This window comes from Neoroseomonas alkaliterrae (genome assembly GCF_014199195.1).
In the GTDB taxonomy this organism is placed as follows: Bacteria; Pseudomonadota; Alphaproteobacteria; order Acetobacterales; family Acetobacteraceae; genus Neoroseomonas; species Neoroseomonas alkaliterrae.
This window is the reverse complement of record NZ_JACIJE010000002.1, coordinates 460627-477038: the sequence shown is the minus strand read 5'-3', so window position 1 is coordinate 477038 and position 16412 is coordinate 460627. Positions and strand designations below refer to the sequence as shown.

The window sequence follows — 16412 nt, the reverse complement described above, 5'->3', positions numbered from 1 at the left end:
GCGCCCCGACGCGAAGGAGAACGCTGCATGACCGGACGCCGACGCTTCCTGGCACTCCTGCCGGCCCTCGGCCTCGCGGGCCTCGCGCTGCCCTCCGAGGCCGAGGCGCAGAGCATCATCCTCCAGTTCGGCCCGCCGCCGCCCCCGCCCTATGCCCGCCGCGCGCCGCCGCCGCGCCGCGGCCATGTCTGGGTCCCCGGGCACTGGCGCTGGGATGGCCGCCGTCATGTCTGGCAGGAGGGCTACTGGGTCCGCGCCCGCCGCGGCCAGCGCTACCAGGAGCCGCGCTGGGTCCGCGAACGCGGCGGCTGGCGCTACCGCCCGGGACGCTGGCATCGCGGGTGACAGGTCCGGCGCCGGCCGCTACAGGCAGCCGACGCCACCCTGCCCCGGGAGCCACCATGCGCTTTGCCGTCGATCGCCTGGACCACCTTGTCCTGACCTGCCGCGACGTGACCCTCTCCGCCTCCTGGTACCAGCGCGTCCTCGGCATGGAGGTCGAGGAATTCGGCCCGCACCGGCGCACCGCGCTCAAGTTCGGCGGGCAGAAGATCAACCTGCGCCCTGTCGAGGCGACGCAGCAGGAATGGTGGACCGGAGCGGAGGGCGGCGTGCCCGGCACGGCGGATCTCTGCTTCATCGTCACCGTGGATGCCGAACAGGTGCTCGCGCACCTGCAGCGCTGCGGCGTCAAGGTCGAACAGGGGCCGGTGGCGAAGGACGGCGCGCTCGGCCCGATCACCTCCGTCTATTGCCGCGACCCCGACGGCAACCTGATCGAGATCTCGACCTACGGCACCGCGGACTGACGCGCCGCATATCCCTGGGCGTCGCGCGCGGACAGCCCGAACCCTCCGCCCGCAATGCCGGCGGCTTCAGTAATGCAGGCGCCGCGGCATCGCCTTGGCTGCCGCGATCCACTCCCCGACCGCCTTCGCCGAGGGCGTCTGGCGCACCAGCTTCTTCTTCGCGTTCACCGCCTCCAGCGCGGCGTGCAGGTTGGCCGCCTTGCGCTGGGCGAGTTCGGGCACGGTATCCACGCCGGCCGCCTCGAGCAGGTCGGCATATTCCTCCCCCACTCCCTTCACCCGCATGAGGTCGGCCCGGTTGGCGAATTTGAGGATGAGCGCCGCGGAGATGCCGGTCGCCGCCGCCAGCGCCTCGCGCTCCTTCGGCGTGCCGCATCGCGCCAGCAGCGCCTCGGTGTCCTTGACCCCGGCGGCGCGCAGCTTCTCGCCATAGACCTTCCCGATGCCTTCGATCTCCTCGATCCTGTAGGTCATGGAACCGCTCCCCCGATCTCGATCCGGCCCCGTCAGGATAGCCCTGCGGCCGGCGGATTCGGCACGGAAATCCGCGCGTGAGGAACCGGCATGACGGCAACCCGCACCGAGACCGACAGCCTCGGCAGCATCGAGATCCCCGCCGGGCGCTACTGGGGGCCGCAGACCGAGCGGGCGCGCGCCCTGTTCCGCATCGGCGAGGGGCGGCTCGACCCCGCCGTGATCCGCGCCACCGGCCTGCAGAAATGGGCAGCGGCCGAGGCCAACCGGCGGCTCGGCGAGATCCCGGACTCCCTCGCCACCCCCATCAAGGCGGCCGCCGAGGAGATCATCGCCGGCCTGCGCGACGCCGATTTCCCGCTGCCCGTCTGGCAGACCGGCTCGGGCACGCAGACGAACATGAACGCGAACGAGGTGATCGCGAATCGCGCCAACGAGCTGCTCGGCCAGCCCCTCGGCAGCCGGCGCCCGGTCCATCCGAACGACCACGTCAATCGCGGGCAGTCCTCGAACGATTCCTTTCCCACGGTGATGCACATCGCCGCGGTCGGGGCCCTGCGCGCGCGCCTGCTGCCGGGGCTCGCCGCCCTGCACGCGGCGCTCGCCGCCAAGGCCGCGGCCTTCGCCGGCATCGTGAAGCTCGGCCGCACGCACCTGATGGACGCGGTGCCCGTGACGCTCGGCGGGGAGTTCGCGACCTGGGCGCGGCAGGTCGAGAACGGCATCGCGCGCGTGACGGACGCGCTGCCGCGCCTGCTGCTGCTGCCGCAGGGCGGCACGGCCGCCGGCACGGGCCTGAACCGCCATCCCGAGTTCGACGTCGTGTTCTGCGCCATCCTCGCCGAGCGCACGGGAGAGGCCTTCGCGCCGAACCCCGACAAGTCCGAGGGCATGGCCGCGCACGACGCCTTCGTCGAGCTCCACGGCGCGCTGAACACCGTCGCGGTGTCGCTCACCAAGATCGCCAACGACATCCGCCTGCTCGGCTCCGGCCCGCGCGGCGGCATCGGGGAGCTGATCGTGCCGGCCGACGGGCTGTCCAGCAGCATCATGCCGGGCAAGACCAACCCCACCCAGGCCGAGGCGCTGACCATGGTCTGCGCGCGCGTGATGGGCAACCAGACCACCGTCACCATCGCCGGCGCGCAGGGACACCTGGAGCTGAACGTGTTCAAGCCGGTGATCATCCAGTCCGTGCTCGAGAGCGCGCATCTGCTGGGCGACGCCGCCGCCTCCTTCGCCGCGCACATGGTCGCGAAGCTCGAGCCCAACCGCGCGCGCATCGCCGAGCAGGTGGCGAAGTCGCTGATGCTCGTCACCGCGCTGAACCCGCATATCGGCTACGACAAGGCGGTCGCGATCGCGAAGCTCGCGCTGGCCGAGGACCTCACGCTCAAGGAGGCCGCCGCGCGCCTCGGTCATGTCGCGCCGGAGGATTTCGACCGCTGGGTGGACCCCGCCGCCATGCTGCGCCCTGGCGGGGCGGGAGAGGGCGGCGGGTGAGGCCGCATCTCGTCAAGCGCTCCTTCAGCCTTGCGGGGCATCGCACCTCGGTCGCGCTGGAACCCGAGTTCTGGGCCGTGATCGAGGCGGTGGCGGCACGGCGCGGCATCAGCCTCGCCGCGCTGGTCGGCGAACTTGACGCCGCCCGCGCCGAAACCGGCGCGCCGCTGGCGAGCACGCTGCGCGTCTTCGCGCTGCGCTGCGCCGGCGGATAGGATGGCCGCGGCGGGCCGCTACTGCTCGGCGCGCCAGCGCGCCCAGTCGGTCAGTTCGGATTGCCGGCGGGGCGTCTCGGCCGGGCCGGTCACGCGCAGGGCGATGGGTGGCGCCTGGTCGCCCGGGGGCTGCGCGGTGAAGCGCAGGTCGAGGCTTCCGCGCGGCAGATCGATCCGGCCCTCGATGCCGCCTGCGAACCCGCCCTGCCCGACCATGCGCATGCCTTCGAGGCTCACCACGCCATCCACCGCGCGCCAGCCGCCTTCGAGGCGTTCGACCGCCGTCGCGCCGCCGTCGAGCGCCGCGCGCATGCCGGTCTCGGCGAGCGTGGGGTCGTCGAGCGCCGATGCGGCCACGGCGGCACCGAGCGCCGCCCCCGCCACCACGCCGTCGAGCAGCGCGATCCGCCCCTCGCCGGTCAGCGTCGCGAGCAGGGCCGCGGGCGCATAGCCGCTCGCGCTGAACCGCCCCTGCGCCTCGATCCGGCCCGAGGCGAGGTCGAAGGGCGTGCCGAAGAGCGGCCCGGTGAGGGTCGCGCCGGCGAGCCCGATCGCCCCCGCCAGCACGGGCGGCACCGAGGCGACATCGAGCGAGAGCGTCCCCTCGACCGTCCCGCCGCCCAGCCGCGCGCGCAGGCCCTCGAGCGCGAGGCGCCCCCCCTCCAGCCGCGCCGTCGCCGCGACATCCCCGAGCGGAGAGAGGCCGGGCAGGACCAGTTCCGCCGCCTCCAACGCCAGTTCGGCATCCAGCGCGCCGAGCACCCCGAAGCCGAGCGGATCGGAATCGCGCAGCGCGAGGCCCGGCAGCGGCAGCCGCTCGGCGGCGATGCGCCCGGTCAGTTGCGGCCGCGCATCCCCGAGCGCCAGCGCCAGCCGCCCCCGCGCGCGCATGCCGCCGGCAACGAAATCGAGCGTCTCCGCCGTCCATCCGCCGCGCGTGCCGGCGAGCGCCGCGATCAGCGAGAAGGAGCCCTCCCCGAGCCAGGCCGGCGTCTCGCGCGCGCCGAGCAGCATCGCGAGGCGCGGCGCGCCCGGATGGCGCAGCGCCAGCGTGCCGGCCAGCCGGGACTGCGCGGCATCGGCACTCCCCTGCGCCTCGATCCGCAACTCGCCGAGGTCGCCCTCGGCGGTGAAGGCCAGCGCCTCGGCGGGCCCGCCGCCGGCGATGCGCAGCCGCAGCGCCTGCGCGGCAAAGCCCTGCGGGATGGCCGCGACCGGCTCGAACAGCCGGGCGATGCCGGCCGCCGAGGTGGCGGCGACCTCCAGCACCACGTCGGCGAAGCGCGGCGTCGCGCCCGTCGCCACACTGCCGGCGAGCACGATGTCCGCGCCCTCGACCTGGGCCGAGAGGCGGCGCAAGCCGATGCGCCCGGCCTCCGCGACCGCGTCGAGCGCGGCGCGGCTCGCGCTGAGCCCACCCCACTGGACGGTCTCGGCCGCGAGGCGGAGATTCGCGTCCATCCCCGGCCCCGCCCGCAGCAAGGCCGCCCAGGCATCGGCGGCCGGCAGCAGCCCATCGAGGTCGAGCCGCTCGACGCTCAGGCCAAGGCCCAGCGCGGGGCGTTCCCCATAGCGCAGCACGCCGGCGCCGCCGATACGTATGCCATCCACCGTGCCGGTGAATTCCGGCACGCCCGCCTGGGTCGGTTCGAGCACCATCCGGCCGCGGCCCTCGAACCCACGCAGCCGCGCCGGGTCCACGCGGTCGAATGCCAGCCCGAAGGGCGCAAGGCTCGCCCGCAGGCTCTGCCCCGCCACGCGGAACGCGAGCTCGAGGCGCGAGCCCGTGCTGGCGCCGGACAGTTCCAGCGCGGCCTCGCCGGGCAGCAGCGCGGAGACCTCGGTCAGCGTGATGCGCTCGCGGTCGCGGACGATGCCCCCGCGCAGGCGGCGGATGGTCAGCCCGCGGAAGGCTGCCGCCTCGGCCGAGAGATCGAGCCCGACCGGCAGCGCCGGCGTGGCAGCGCCGCGCACCGCCGCGATCCAGGCATCGAGATCGAGCCGCGCGAGGGCGAGCGCGATGTCGAGCCGGGGTTCGGGCGCGAAGCGGAAAGTCGCCGCGCCGCGCCCGGTCACGCCGCCGAGGTCGAGGGCGAGGTCGTCCGCCGCCGCGAGCTCGCCGGTGATGGTCACCCGCCCGCTGGCGCGGAACGGGCCGGGCGGCGCCGCGATGAGCGTGGAGAGGTCCGCCCCGCCGGCCTCGATCCGCCCCTCGAACCCGCCCTCGGCGACGAGGATGCCGCGCGCCGTCGCGCTGCCGCGCGCGAAGCCGAGGCCGATGTCGAATGTCGCGATGCCATCGAAGCCGGGGCGCCCGACCACCGCCTCGAACCGCACCGGCGCGCCGCGCCATGTGACGCTGCCCTCCACGCGCACCGCATCGAGCGGCCCCGGCGCATCGAGCCTCGCGGCCACGCCTTCGAGCACGGCATCCCCGACGGCGACGCGGCCATCCTCGATGCGGGCGTCGAAGTCGGTCAGCCAGGGCGGCGGGCGCAGCGCGCCGATGCTCGGCGGCGGCCAGGGAATGCGGACATCGGCGCCGACGAGCACGAGTTCGCGCGGCTCGAAGCGGCCGCGCAGCAGCGGCAGCAGGCTCAGGCGCAGCCGCAGCGCGCGGGCGGAGACCGCGATCTCCTCCTGGCCCGCCGTGCCGACGCGCACCGAGGCGGCCTCGACCATCGGCCGGGGCAGCAGCGTGACGCGCAGCGGCCCGTCGAGATGCACCGGCCGGCCGAGGCGCAGCGAGGCGATCGCCGCGACGCGTTCGCGCTCCCCCTCCCAGTTCCACAGGGGCGGCCCGAGCCAGGCGGCAAGCAGCAACGCCGCCGGCAGGCCGAGCAGCAGGAGGAGCCGCGCCCTCACCCGGCCGGCGCCCCCCATCCGCCGCCGCCCGGCGTCTCGAGGCCGAACACCTCGCCGGGCGAAAGGCTCGCGCGGTCGCTGCCGGCGAGCGCCAGCACCGAGCCGTCCGCACGCTCCACCCATTGCCGCCCGGGCGCGCCGTCCGCCCCGCCCTGCAGCCCGTGCGGCGCCACGGTGCGGCGGGAGGCGACGATCACCGCCTCCATCGGGCGGAGGAAACGGATGCGCCGGCGCGCGCCGTCCCCGCCCCGCCACCGCCCGGCGCCGCCCGAGCCGCGGCGGATGGAGAACTCCTCGAGCCGCACCGGGTAGCGCAGTTCGAGGATCTCGGGGTCGGTCATGCGGGTGTTCGTCATGTGCGTCTGCACCGGGCCCGCGCCGTGGAAGCCGGGGCCCGCGCCGGTGCCGCCGCAGACCGTCTCGTAGTACTGGTAGGTCGCGTCGCCGAAGAGGACGTTGTTCATCGTCGCCTGGGCCGAGGCGCAGGCGCCGAGGGCGGCGAGCAGCGCGTTGCAGGTCATCTGGCTGACCTCGGTGTTGCCCGCGACCACCGCCGCGCCGGGCCGGGGGCTGAGGAAGGTGCCGTCCGGGATCACGATCTCCAGCGGCTTGAGGCAGCCGTCGTTGAGCGGGATGTCCTCCCCCACCAGGCAACGGAAGCAGTAGAGCACCACGGCGCGGCAGACCGCGGAGGGCGCGTTGAAATTGTCCGGCCGCTGCGGCCCGGTGCCGGTGAAGTCGATCACGGCGCGGCGGTTCGCGCGGTCCACGCGCACCGCGACCTTCAGCGGCGTGCCGTCGTCGATGGCGGTGGCGAACGCGCCGTCCGGCAGGCGTTCGAGCACGCGGCGGACGGATTCCTCCGCATTGTCCATCACGTGCTTCATGTAGGCGCGCACGGTGGGAAGGCCGAACTCGGCCACCGCCCTTTGCAGTTCCTGCACCGCCTTCTCGTTGGACGCCACCTGCGCCTTGATGTCGGCGACGTTCACGTCCGGGCTGCGCGCGGGGTATTTCGCGCCGGCGAGGATGGCGCGGAACTCGGCCTCGCGGAAGCGCCCGCCGTCCACCAGCAGGAAGTCGTCGATGACGACGCCTTCCTCCTCCAGCGTGCGGGACCCGGGCGGCGTCGAGCCGGGCGTCAGCCCGCCAATGTCGGCATGATGGCCGCGGCTGCCGACGAAGAACAGGATCTCGCGCCCGGACTCGTCGAACACCGGCGTGATGACGGTGATGTCGGGCAGGTGCGTGCCGCCATTGGACGGGTTGTTCAGCGCCACGACATCGCCCGGCTTCAGCGTCCTGCCGCGGGAACGGATCACCGTCCGCACGCTCTCGCCCATGGCGCCGAGATGGACCGGCACATGCGGCGCATTGGCGACGAGGTAGCCCTGCGCATCGAAGATGGCGCAGGAGAAGTCGAGCCTCTCCTTGATGTTCACGCTGAGCGAGGTGTTCTGCAGCACCGCGCCCGCCTGCTCGGCGATGTTCATGAACAGGTTGTTGAACAGTTCCAGCATCACCGGATCGGGCCGCGAGGCGTCGGCCAGCCGCGCGGCCGCGCGCTTCTCGGTCCGGCGCAGGACCAGGTGGTTGCGTTCGGTGACTTCCGCGGTCCAGCCGGGCTCGACCACGGTGGTGGCGTTGGCCTCGCGGATCAGGGCGGGGCCCTTCAGCCGGTCCCCGGCGTGGAGTTCCTCGCGGTCATAGACGGGGGCGGCGTGCTCCACGCCCTCGGTGAAGAGCGGGACGGTGTCGATCACGCGCGGCGCCTCCCCCGGCTTGCGGGCGGGCAGCGCAGCCTCGGTCACCTGCTCGCCGGGCATGGTGACCTCGGCGATGCAGGCCTCCACCACCACCTGGCGTTCCGGCGTGGCGAAGCCGAAGCGGCGGCGATGGGCCTCGGTGAAGGCGTCCAGCACCGAGGCGTGGTCGCCGAAGGGCACGGGGAGGAAGGTGTCGGTGCCCGCGTAGCGCAGGTGCAGCCGGCGGGCGACCTGCAGCCTTGCCGGGTCTGCCCCCTGGCGGACGAGTTCCGCGCGCCCTTCCGCGGCCAGCGCGTCGAGCCGTGCCGCGAGGTCCGCCATGCCATCCGGCGAGAGCGGCGCCTCCACCGCCCCCTCGCGGATCGCCGCCTGGTCGGCGAGGCCCATGCCATAGGCCGAGAGCACGCCCGCGAAGGGGTGGATGAACACCGTCTCCATGCCCAGCGCGTCCGCCACCAGGCAGGCATGCTGGCCGCCCGCGCCGCCGAAGCATTGCAGCGCGAAGCGCGTCGCGTCGTGGCCTTTCTGGATGCTCACCTGCTTGATCGCGTTCGCCATGTTGGCGACGGCGATGCGCAGGAAGCCTTCCGCCACCTTGCGCGGGTCCTGCGGCGTGCCGGTGGCCTTCTCGATCTCGGCGGCGAGGGCGGTGAATTTCTGCCGCACCACCTCCGCATCCAGCGGCTGGTCGCCATCGGGGCCGAAGATCGCGGGGAAGTGCTTCGGCTGGATCTTGCCGACCATGACGTTCGCATCCGTCACGGCGAGCGGGCCGCCGCGCCGGTAGCAGGCCGGCCCCGGCACCGCGCCGGCGGAATCCGGCCCCACGCGCATCCGCGCGCCATCGAAATGCAGGATGGAGCCGCCGCCGGCGGCCACCGTGTTGATCGCCATCATCGGCGCGCGCATGCGCACGCCGGCCACTTCCGTCTCGAAGGCGCGCTCGAACTCGCCGGCATAGAGGGCGACGTCGGTGCTGGTGCCGCCCATGTCGAATCCGATGATGCGCTCGAACCCGCCCATGCCGGCGGTGCGCGCCGCACCGACGATGCCGCCCGCGGGGCCCGACAGGATCGCATCCTTGCCCTGGAACCGCCCGGCCTCGGTCAGCCCGCCGTTGGACTGCATGAAATACAGCCGCACGCCGGGGAGTTCCGACGCCACCTGGTCCACGTAGCGGCGCAGCACCGGCGAGAGATAGGCATCCACCACCGTGGTGTCCCCGCGCGGGACGATGCGCGGCAGCGGGCTCGCCTCATGGCTCAGCGAGACCTGGGTGAAGCCCTCCTCGCGTGCGATCGCGCCGACGCGCCGCTCGTGCTCCGGATGCGCCCAGGCGTGCATCAGCACGACGGCGACGGCGCGGATTCCATCGCTGAAGGCGGCCTTCAGCGCGGCGCGCGCGGCGGCCTCGTCCAGCGGCTCGATCTCCGCCCCGTCCGCCGCCACGCGCCCGCCGATCTCGGCCACGCGCTCATGCAACAGTTCCGGCAGGCGCACATCGAGCTCGAAGAGCCGCGGCCGCGCCTGGTTGCCGATGCGCAGCATGTCGGCGAAGCCGCGGTTGACGATCAGCAGCACCCGTTCGCCCTTGCGCTCGAGCAGGGCGTTGGTGGCGACCGTCGTGCCCATCTTCACGGCGTCGATCACGCCGGGCGGGACGGGGGCGCCGGGGGCGAGGCCGAGCGTCTCCCGGATGCCGGCCACCGCCGCGTCGCGGTATCGTTCCGGGTTCTCGGACAGCAGCTTGCGGGTGGACAGCCGCCCCTCGGGGTCGCGCGCGACGATGTCGGTGAAGGTGCCGCCGCGATCGATCCAGAACTGCCAGCCCGCCATGAAGCCCCCGTCGCATCCGGCGCGCACCGCCGCGCGCCGGCCCTGGCCCGCAATAAGTCCCGCCCGCCCGCCCGGCAAGGCGCGCTGACGCGGCGGGCCGCGCTGTGCTAGCACCGGCGCCGAGATGGGTTTCTGGGGCAAGATCCTGGGCAGCATGGCGGGCTTCGCCATGGGTGGCCCTTTCGGCGCGATGCTTGGCGCGGCGGTCGGCCACGCGGCGGACCAGGGCGCGCTGCCGGGCGCGAACCGCATCCCGCCCAATGCCGCGGACATGGTCCACATGCTGGGCGGGCGGGAGAACCTGTTCTCCTTCGCCGTGGTCGTGCTCGCGGCCAAGCTCGCCAAGGTGGACGGCCCGGTGAAGCGGGCCGAGATCGACGCCTTCCGGCAGATGTTCCGCGTGCCCGAGGAAGGGCTGCGCGATGTCGGCCGCCTTTTCGACCAGGCGCGCGAGACCCCCGAGGGCTGGGAGCCCTTCGCCGAGAAGCTCGGCGAGGCCTTCGCCGACAACAAGGCGATGCTGGAGGACGTGCTGGCCGCGCTGGTGCGCATCGCCCGCGCCGACGGGCCGGTGACGAAGTCCGAGGGCGACATGCTGCGCGGCATCCATGCCCGCTTCGGCCTGGATGCCGCCGCCTGGCAGCGCGCCAAGGGCGGGACGCCGCGGGGCATGAGCGCGCAGCAGATGGAGGACCCCTACCCGGTCCTGGGTCTGACGCGGGAGGCCTCCGACGAGGAGGTGCGCGCGGCCTGGAAGCGGCTGATGCGCGAGAACCACCCGGACAGCCTCGCCGCGCGCGGCGTTCCGGAGGAGTTCGTCAAGCGCGCCACCGCGAAGGTCGCCGAGATCAACGCCGCCTGGGACCGGATCAAGCGGGAGCGCGGCCTCTGACGCCCTCCGTGATCGAGGCGCCGAGCCCCAACCAGGACGAGCGGCCCGCCGGCGTGCCGGTGGACATGCTCATCCTGCACTACACGGGCATGCGCGCCGGCCGGGAGGCGCTCGATCGCCTGCGCGACCCGGCGGCGAAGGTGTCGTCGCACTACCTGGTCGAGGAGGATGGCCGCGTCTTCCGGCTGGTGCCCGAGCACCGGCGCGCGGCCCATGCCGGTATCTCCCATTGGCGCGGCCATGCGGGGCTGAACGCGCGCTCGATCGGCGTCGAGATCGTCAACCCCGGGCACGAATGGGGCTACCGGCCCTTCCCGGCGCTGCAGATGGCCGCGGTCTGCGACCTCTGCCTCGGCATCCTCGCCCGCCATCCCATCCCGGCGCGCAACGTGCTCGCGCACAGCGACGTCGCGCCGGACCGCAAGCAGGATCCGGGCGAGCTGTTCGACTGGGAAGGCCTCGCACACAACGGCGTGGGCCTGTGGCCCGGCGCGGACCCGCCGCCGCCGGGCGAGGCGGCGCTGCTGCCGCTGCTCGGCGCCATCGGCTACCGCACGGACCTGCCGCTCTCGGTGCTGGTCACGGCCTTCCAGCGCCACTGGCTGCCGGGGCGCGCGGATGGCATCGCGGATGCCCCGACGCGCGCGCGCATCGCGGCCGTCGCCGCACTCTGCGCCGCGGACGATCAGCGGAAAAGCGGCGCATAGCGATCGCGCCAGGCAAAGAGCAGCATCGCCGTCAGCACCGACAGCAGGACCGCGATCGGGAGGCCACCGGGATTGAGCACCAGGTGGAACAGCACGATCACGACGATGATCGGCAGCAACAGCAGCAGGGCGAGCGCCGGCGCGCGGTTGAACAGCAGCATCAGCCCCGCGACGAGGTCGATCGACTTCATCAGGGGCCACAGGAAGCCGCTCTCGCGCAGCGCTGCCTCGAAGCGCAGCCCGGCCTCCGAGGTGGGCGGATGGATCAGATCCTGCCCCGTGATCATCCAGGCGAAGCCGTTGGCGGCGCCGACCAGGAAGACCAGGGCGAGCAGGATGCGCGGCGCATCGACGGTGATCAGGCGAAGCATGGGGATCCCCTGCGGAAAGGAGGGGCCGGTAGAGCGCCGCCACCGCACGCCGGCAAGGCGCGGCCGCGCCGCCCTGTGATGCTGCTCACACCGCGCCCGCGCTTGATTTTCGCGCCGCCGCGGCGCATCACCCGCGCGGCGTCAGACGGCCGGGCGGCCGCTGGCGCGGGAGCGATCCCGCGCTGGAGGAAAGTCCGGGCTCCACGGGACTACGGTGCCGGCCAACGGCCGGCGGGGGCGACCCCAGGGAAAGTGCCACAGAGAACAGACCGCCCGCGCGCCGCGAGGCCCGCAGGCAAGGGTGAAACGGTGGGGTAAGAGCCCACCGCGCTTCCGGCAACGGCGGCGGCACGGCAAACCCCACCGGGAGCAAGGCCGAATAGGGGCGGACGGCGAGGCGCCGAAAGGCGCTGTCGCAGGGGCGGTCCCGCCCTTCCGCCCGGGTTGGCCGCGCGAAGCCCGCAGCGATGCGGGTTCCAGAGGAATGGCCGTCCGCGCCCGGCAACGGGTGCGACAGAACCCGGCTTACAGGCCGTCTGGCGCCGCTTTCCGAGGAAATCCCTGGCGTTGCTTCGTGCGCTGATTCAGGCTTCGGCTTCAACTGCCGGTAATATCAGTGTTTTTCGTGCAACAGCGCGCAGCCGCATGATCCTTTCTCCCTTGCTGTCCCAGATTTTCCCGTGTTATCCCATGCCATCCCGTGAGGATCCCAAAGCGCTCGGGGGGGCGAGCGGGGTCTCGAACGGGATGGTCGGGCGAGCCGGTGGGGTCGGGGGGCCCCGCCGGCCGCTGATCCGGAACGGATGACAGGTTTTCTTGAGCGGCAGCGCGGGCCGCTTGCGGGGGGCGATGACCCGGTTCCTGGGCACGCACAAGGGGAAGTTGGACAAGAAGGGCCGGATCTCCGTGCCCGCCGGCTTCCGCAGCGTGCTCGCGGAACTGGGCGAGCAGGACCTGGTGCTCGTCCCCTCCTTCCGCCTTCCCTGCATCGAGTGCTGGCCGGCGCGCGTGTTCGACGAACAGACCGCCGGGCATGATGCCCTCGATCTCTTCTCCGAGGCGGCGGACGACCTCGCCGCCGCGCTCTTCGGCCAGGCCGCGCAACTGCGCCCCGACGCGGAAGGGCGCATCACGCTCGAGGAACAGCATGTCGAGGCCGCCGGGCTGACCGAGGCGCTGCTCTTCATCGGCGCGCGCCGCCGCTTCCAGATCTGGGATGCCGAGCGCGGCGCCGCCCATCTGCGCGAGGCCCGCATCCGCGCCCGCGACTTCCGCCTCACCCTCCCGCCCGCCGCGCGCACGGAGCCCCAGCCGTGAGCGGCCATCTCCCCGTCATGCTGAAGGAAGTCGTCGCGACCCTCGGCCCGCGCGACGACGCGACCTATCTCGACTGCACCTTCGGCGGCGGCGGCTATGCACAGGCCATCCTCGATGCCGCCCCGCGCTGCACGCTCTTCGCCATGGACCGAGACCCCGATGCGATCGCCCGTGGCGCCGGCCTCGTCGCGCGCTATGCGCCGCGGCTGCACCTCATCGAGGGCCGCTTCGGCGACATGCTGGAGCACCTCGCCGCGCGCGGCGTCACCGCGCTCGACGGCGTGGTGATGGATCTCGGCGTCTCCTCCTTCCAGCTCGACCAGGCCGAACGCGGCTTCTCCTTCCGCGCCGACGGGCCGCTCGACATGCGGATGGAAAAGACCGGCCCCTCCGCCGCCGACCTCGTGAACACGCTGCCCGAGGCCGAGCTCGCCGACATCCTGTTCCGCCTCGGCGAGGAACGCTTCGCCCGCCGCATCGCCAAGGCCATCGTCGAGCGCCGCAAGGTGCAGCCCTTCACCACCACCGGCGACCTCGCCGCGCTGGTGCGCTCCAAGGTGCCGCGCGATCCCTCGGGCATCGACGGCGCGACGCGCGCCTTCCAGGCGCTGCGTCTCGCGGTGAACGACGAGCTGGGCGAGGTCGAGCGCGGCCTCGCCGCCGCCGCGCGGCTGCTCGCGCCGGGAGGGCGCCTGGTGGTGGTCGCCTTCCATTCGCTCGAGGACCGCATCGCCAAGCGCTTCATGGCCGAGGCCGCCGGCCGTTCCGGCGGCGCCTCGCGCCACGATCCCGGCGCGCTCGCCGCGCGCGCCGCGCCTCGCTTCCGCCTGCTCACCCCGCGCGCGCTGCGCCCCGGCGAGGCGGAAACCCGCATGAACCCGCGCGCGCGATCGGCCCGCCTGCGTGCCGTCGAACGCCTGGAGGACGCCGCATGATCCGCCCCCTGACGCTGCTCACGCTCTGTGCCGCGGCCGGTGCCGGCCTCTGGCTCTATCAGGTCAAGCACGCGGCCTCGCAGCTCGACCGCGAGCTGCGCGAGATCAACCGCCGCACCGAGCAGGCGCGCGAGCGCACGCAGGTGCTGCGCGCCGAATGGGCGCTGCTGAACGAGCCCGACCGCCTGCGCCAGGTCGCGCAGCGGCATCTCTCGCTCGAACCCATGGCGCCGGCGCAGTTCGTCCGCCTCGGCGATGTCGGCGCGCGCTTGCCCGCGCCGCGGCACTTCGCCGGCGCGCCCTCGCTCTTCGCCCCCGCCGAGGAGCCGGGCGACGGCCGCGCGACGGCGATCGCCCTTGCCGAAGCGGCCCCGCGCGGGCGGGAGGCGCCGCCGCCCCCGGCAACCGCCGCGCGCCCCGCCGCGCCCGCGCGCGCACCGGAAAGCGCGCCGGTCGCGCTTGCCGACGCGACGCCGGTGATGCCCGCCACCCCGCCCGTCGCCGCCCGGAGGCCCACGACCGCTGATGCCCGCCCGGCCGAGGCGGCACCCGCGCCGCGCGCCGCGGCCCCGCGCGCCGCCGCGCCGCGCCCCGCCCCGCCGCAGCCCTTGGTGCAGCCCGCGGTGCATGTCGCGCCCCGCACGCCCGCGCCGCCGCCGCAGACCGTCGCCAACACCGTGGTGCGGCCGGTGGTCACCTCCTCGCTCGGTGGCGCATCCATGGGCACGCTCGCTCCGCCCGTGCCGATCGCGCGCGCCGCCGCGGCCACCATCCCGCCCGGCGCGGCACGATAGCGATGGCACCCCCCCGATGACCCACGTCCCTCCCCCCGGGGCGCTCCGTCCACCCGAGCCGGATGCGGCGCCGGCGAGCGCCCACGGCCTGCACCGCCCGGCCACGGCCGCGCCCGCCGCGCAGCCCCTGGTGCGGGTGACGCAGCCCGAACTGATGCGCCGCGCGATGCTGGAGCGCTCGCGCGACCGGCTGCTCTTCGCCGCGGCCGCCTTCACGCTGCTGTTCGGCGCGGTGGCCATCAAGCTCGCTGTCGCGACGGTGATCAGCCCGGCCGAGCCGCGGCGCGCCGCCGTGCTCTCCCGCCCGCCCGCACCGCCGGCCGAGGCGCCGGTCTCCCGCGCCACGGTCACCGACCGCAACGGGGAGATCCTCGCCGTCTCGCTGCCGCTGACGGCGCTCTACGCCAACCCCCGGCAGATCGACGATCCGGTGGCGGCGGCCGACCGGCTGCGCACCGTCCTGCCGCGGCTCGACCGCGAGCGCCTGATCCAGCGCATGTCCGGCGACCGCCAGTTCGCCTACATCGCGCGCGCGCTGACGCCGCGCGAGATGGCGCAGGTCAACGCCCTCGGCATTCCGGGCCTCTATTTCGAGGAGGCCGAGCGCCGCTTCTTCCCGCAGGGGCGCACCGCCGCACACATCATCGGCGGCGTGGACGTGGACGGCCACGGCATCGCCGGCGTGGAACGCTTCCACGACGAGCGGCTGCGCGCCAACCCGTCGGAGCGGCTGCGCCTCTCGCTCGACATCCGCGTCCAGCTTGCGATGCGCGACGCGCTGCAGCGCGCCATCACGGACTTCAACGGCATCGGCGGCGCCGGCGTGGTGATGGACGTGCAGACCGGCGAGGTGCTCGCCATGGTCAGCCTGCCGGACTACGACGCCAACGATGTCGGCGCGGCCACCGCGGACCAGCGGTTCAACCGCGTCACCGTGGGCGTCTACGAGCCGGGCTCGACCTTCAAGCTGCTGACCGCGGCGATGGCGCTCGACTACGGCACCGTCCAGCCCTGGAGCGGCTACGACGCTTCGCGCCCGATCCGCGTCGGGCGGCACACCATCAACGACTTCCGCGGCAAGAACCGCTGGCTCGCGCTGCCGGAGATCATCGCCTACTCCTCCAATCTCGCCTCCGCGCACATGGCCGCGGCGGTGGGCGTGCAGCGGCACCGCGAGTTCATGCAGCGCATGGGCATGACCTCCCGCCTGCGCATCGAGATCCCGGAGACGGCGCTGCCGCTGGTCCCCGGCCAGCGCACCTGGCGCGAACTGAACACCATGACCATCGGCTTCGGCCACGGCATCTCGGTCACGCCACTGCATGTCGCGACCGCCGGCGCCACGCTGGTCAATGGCGGCATCCTCCGCCAGCCCACCATCCTCGCGCAGGAGCCCGGCACGCAGCGCGACGGGACGCGCGTGATCAGCGAGCGCACCTCGGATCTCATCCGCCGGATGATGCGGCTCGTCGTCACGGAGGGCTCCGGGCGCTCGGCCGAGGTGCCGGGCTATTTCGTCGGCGGCAAGACGGGCACGGCGCAAAAGACAGGCCCGCGCGGCGGCTACCTCGAGAACAAGCGCATCGCCGCCTTCATCGGCGCCTTCCCGATGCATGCGCCGCGCTACGCCGTCTATGTCATGGTGGACGAGCCCAAGCCCAATGCGCGCAGCCAGGGCTACGCCACGGCGGGCTGGGTCGCGGCGCCGGCGGCGGGGATGGTGATCTCGCGCATCGCGCCCATCCTCGGGATGCTGCCCGAGCCCGCCACGCCCGAGATCACGCGCGCCCTCGCCATGCCCATGAACGGGCGCGGCGTCCCCGGCATCGCGCCGCCCGCGGCCGCGCCCGCCCGCCCCGCGGCATCGCGCCCCGCCACCCGCCCCGCCGCGCCGACCGAGCGGGAGGCCGGCCTTGCGCCTCGGTGAG

The 16412-nt window shown here is 74.0% G+C and carries 14 protein-coding genes and 1 other RNA gene; 11 read left to right on the top strand and 4 right to left on the bottom strand.

All coding sequences use genetic code 11. The annotated features are described in order from the left end of the window. Positions 1–27: 27 nt before the first annotated feature. Both FHS88_RS05660 and FHS88_RS05655 read left to right on the top strand, forming a co-directional pair. The gene (locus FHS88_RS05660) at positions 28–345 is read left to right on the top strand and encodes a YXWGXW repeat-containing protein (protein WP_184482163.1); all 318 of its coding nucleotides are present in this window, start codon (positions 28–30) and stop codon (positions 343–345) included. A 56-nt stretch (positions 346–401) separates the two neighbouring features. Next, complete coding sequence (locus FHS88_RS05655) at positions 402–809, top strand: VOC family protein (RefSeq protein WP_184482161.1); 408 nt, start codon at positions 402–404, stop codon at positions 807–809. 66 nt (positions 810–875) lie between these two features. Here FHS88_RS05655 and FHS88_RS05650 read toward each other — a convergent pair whose 3' ends face one another. Then, on the bottom strand, positions 876–1283 hold the full coding sequence (locus FHS88_RS05650; RefSeq protein WP_184482159.1) for a DUF4332 domain-containing protein: 408 nt from the start codon (positions 1281–1283) through the stop codon (positions 876–878). Between the two features lie 90 nt (positions 1284–1373). On the opposite strand from FHS88_RS05650, the gene FHS88_RS05645 reads away from it, so the two are divergent. Together FHS88_RS05645 and FHS88_RS20770 are read left to right on the top strand one after the other, a co-directional pair. Next, positions 1374–2786, top strand: a complete 1413-nt coding sequence (locus FHS88_RS05645; protein ID WP_184482157.1) for a class II fumarate hydratase — start codon at positions 1374–1376, stop codon at positions 2784–2786. Continuing rightward, a complete protein-coding gene (locus FHS88_RS20770; protein WP_184482155.1) occupies positions 2783–3001 on the top strand; it encodes a ribbon-helix-helix domain-containing protein in 219 nt (72 codons plus the stop codon). The genes FHS88_RS05645 and FHS88_RS20770 overlap by 4 nt, the downstream gene beginning before the upstream one ends. An 18-nt stretch (positions 3002–3019) precedes the next feature. On the opposite strand, the gene FHS88_RS21185 is transcribed toward FHS88_RS20770, so the two are convergent. Beyond that, positions 3020–5866, bottom strand: coding sequence for an AsmA-like C-terminal region-containing protein (locus FHS88_RS21185; protein ID WP_184482153.1), 2847 nt, complete (start codon positions 5864–5866; stop codon positions 3020–3022). Further along, positions 5863–9468, bottom strand: a complete 3606-nt coding sequence (locus tag FHS88_RS05630; RefSeq protein ID WP_184482151.1) for a hydantoinase B/oxoprolinase family protein — start codon at positions 9466–9468, stop codon at positions 5863–5865. Before FHS88_RS05630 ends, FHS88_RS21185 begins: the two co-directional genes overlap by 4 nt. Before the next feature lie 124 nt (positions 9469–9592). Here FHS88_RS05630 and FHS88_RS05625 point away from each other — a divergent pair, with 124 nt between their 5' ends. After that, complete coding sequence (locus tag FHS88_RS05625) at positions 9593–10360, top strand: TerB family tellurite resistance protein (RefSeq protein ID WP_184482149.1); 768 nt, start codon at positions 9593–9595, stop codon at positions 10358–10360. 8 nt (positions 10361–10368) lie between these two features. Beyond that, positions 10369–11067 carry an N-acetylmuramoyl-L-alanine amidase gene (locus tag FHS88_RS05620; protein WP_408902335.1) on the top strand — a complete coding sequence of 233 codons (699 nt, stop codon included), beginning with the start codon at positions 10369–10371 and terminating at the stop codon, positions 11065–11067. Here FHS88_RS05620 and FHS88_RS05615 read toward each other — a convergent pair. Continuing rightward, entirely contained in the window at positions 11046–11438 is a 393-nt protein-coding gene (locus FHS88_RS05615; RefSeq protein WP_184482147.1) for a DoxX family protein, read from the bottom strand. The two genes, FHS88_RS05620 and FHS88_RS05615, sit on opposite strands and share 22 nt — an antisense overlap. Before the next feature lie 141 nt (positions 11439–11579). Between FHS88_RS05615 and rnpB the strand changes: the two genes are divergently transcribed. The 5 genes from rnpB (at position 11580) to FHS88_RS05590 (ending at position 16411) form a co-directional block, all read left to right on the top strand. Next, an RNA gene (rnpB, locus tag FHS88_RS05610) (RNase P RNA component class A) lies at positions 11580–11982 on the top strand. A 305-nt stretch (positions 11983–12287) separates the two neighbouring features. Next, complete coding sequence (locus tag FHS88_RS05605; protein WP_184482145.1) at positions 12288–12755, top strand: division/cell wall cluster transcriptional repressor MraZ; 468 nt, start codon at positions 12288–12290, stop codon at positions 12753–12755. Beyond that, a complete protein-coding gene (rsmH, locus tag FHS88_RS05600) occupies positions 12752–13690 on the top strand; it encodes a 16S rRNA (cytosine(1402)-N(4))-methyltransferase RsmH (protein WP_338146422.1) in 939 nt (312 codons plus the stop codon). The genes FHS88_RS05605 and rsmH overlap by 4 nt, the downstream gene beginning before the upstream one ends. Then, positions 13687–14484, top strand: a complete 798-nt coding sequence (gene ftsL, locus FHS88_RS05595; protein WP_184482143.1) for a cell division protein FtsL — start codon at positions 13687–13689, stop codon at positions 14482–14484. The genes rsmH and ftsL overlap by 4 nt, the downstream gene beginning before the upstream one ends. Before the next feature lie 16 nt (positions 14485–14500). Then, entirely contained in the window at positions 14501–16411 is a 1911-nt protein-coding gene (locus FHS88_RS05590; protein WP_246419479.1) for a peptidoglycan D,D-transpeptidase FtsI family protein, read from the top strand. Position 16412 lies beyond the last annotated feature (1 nt).

What these genes read in the sequence shown, in the direction of transcription:
- FHS88_RS05660 (WP_184482163.1), top strand. Translation starts at nt 28, where the DNA reads ATGACCGGACGCCGACGCTTCCTGGCACTCCTGCCGGCCCTCGGCCTC.
- FHS88_RS05655 (WP_184482161.1), top strand. Translation starts at nt 402, where the DNA reads ATGCGCTTTGCCGTCGATCGCCTGGACCACCTTGTCCTGACCTGCCGC.
- FHS88_RS05650 (WP_184482159.1), bottom strand. Translation starts at nt 1,283, where the DNA reads ATGACCTACAGGATCGAGGAGATCGAAGGCATCGGGAAGGTCTATGGC.
- FHS88_RS05645 (WP_184482157.1), top strand. Translation starts at nt 1,374, where the DNA reads ATGACGGCAACCCGCACCGAGACCGACAGCCTCGGCAGCATCGAGATC.
- FHS88_RS05630 (WP_184482151.1), bottom strand. Translation starts at nt 9,468, where the DNA reads ATGGCGGGCTGGCAGTTCTGGATCGATCGCGGCGGCACCTTCACCGAC.
- FHS88_RS05625 (WP_184482149.1), top strand. Translation starts at nt 9,593, where the DNA reads ATGGGTTTCTGGGGCAAGATCCTGGGCAGCATGGCGGGCTTCGCCATG.
- FHS88_RS05615 (WP_184482147.1), bottom strand. Translation starts at nt 11,438, where the DNA reads ATGCTTCGCCTGATCACCGTCGATGCGCCGCGCATCCTGCTCGCCCTG.
- FHS88_RS05605 (WP_184482145.1), top strand. Translation starts at nt 12,288, where the DNA reads ATGACCCGGTTCCTGGGCACGCACAAGGGGAAGTTGGACAAGAAGGGC.
- ftsL (WP_184482143.1), top strand. Translation starts at nt 13,687, where the DNA reads ATGATCCGCCCCCTGACGCTGCTCACGCTCTGTGCCGCGGCCGGTGCC.
- FHS88_RS05590 (WP_246419479.1), top strand. Translation starts at nt 14,501, where the DNA reads ATGACCCACGTCCCTCCCCCCGGGGCGCTCCGTCCACCCGAGCCGGAT.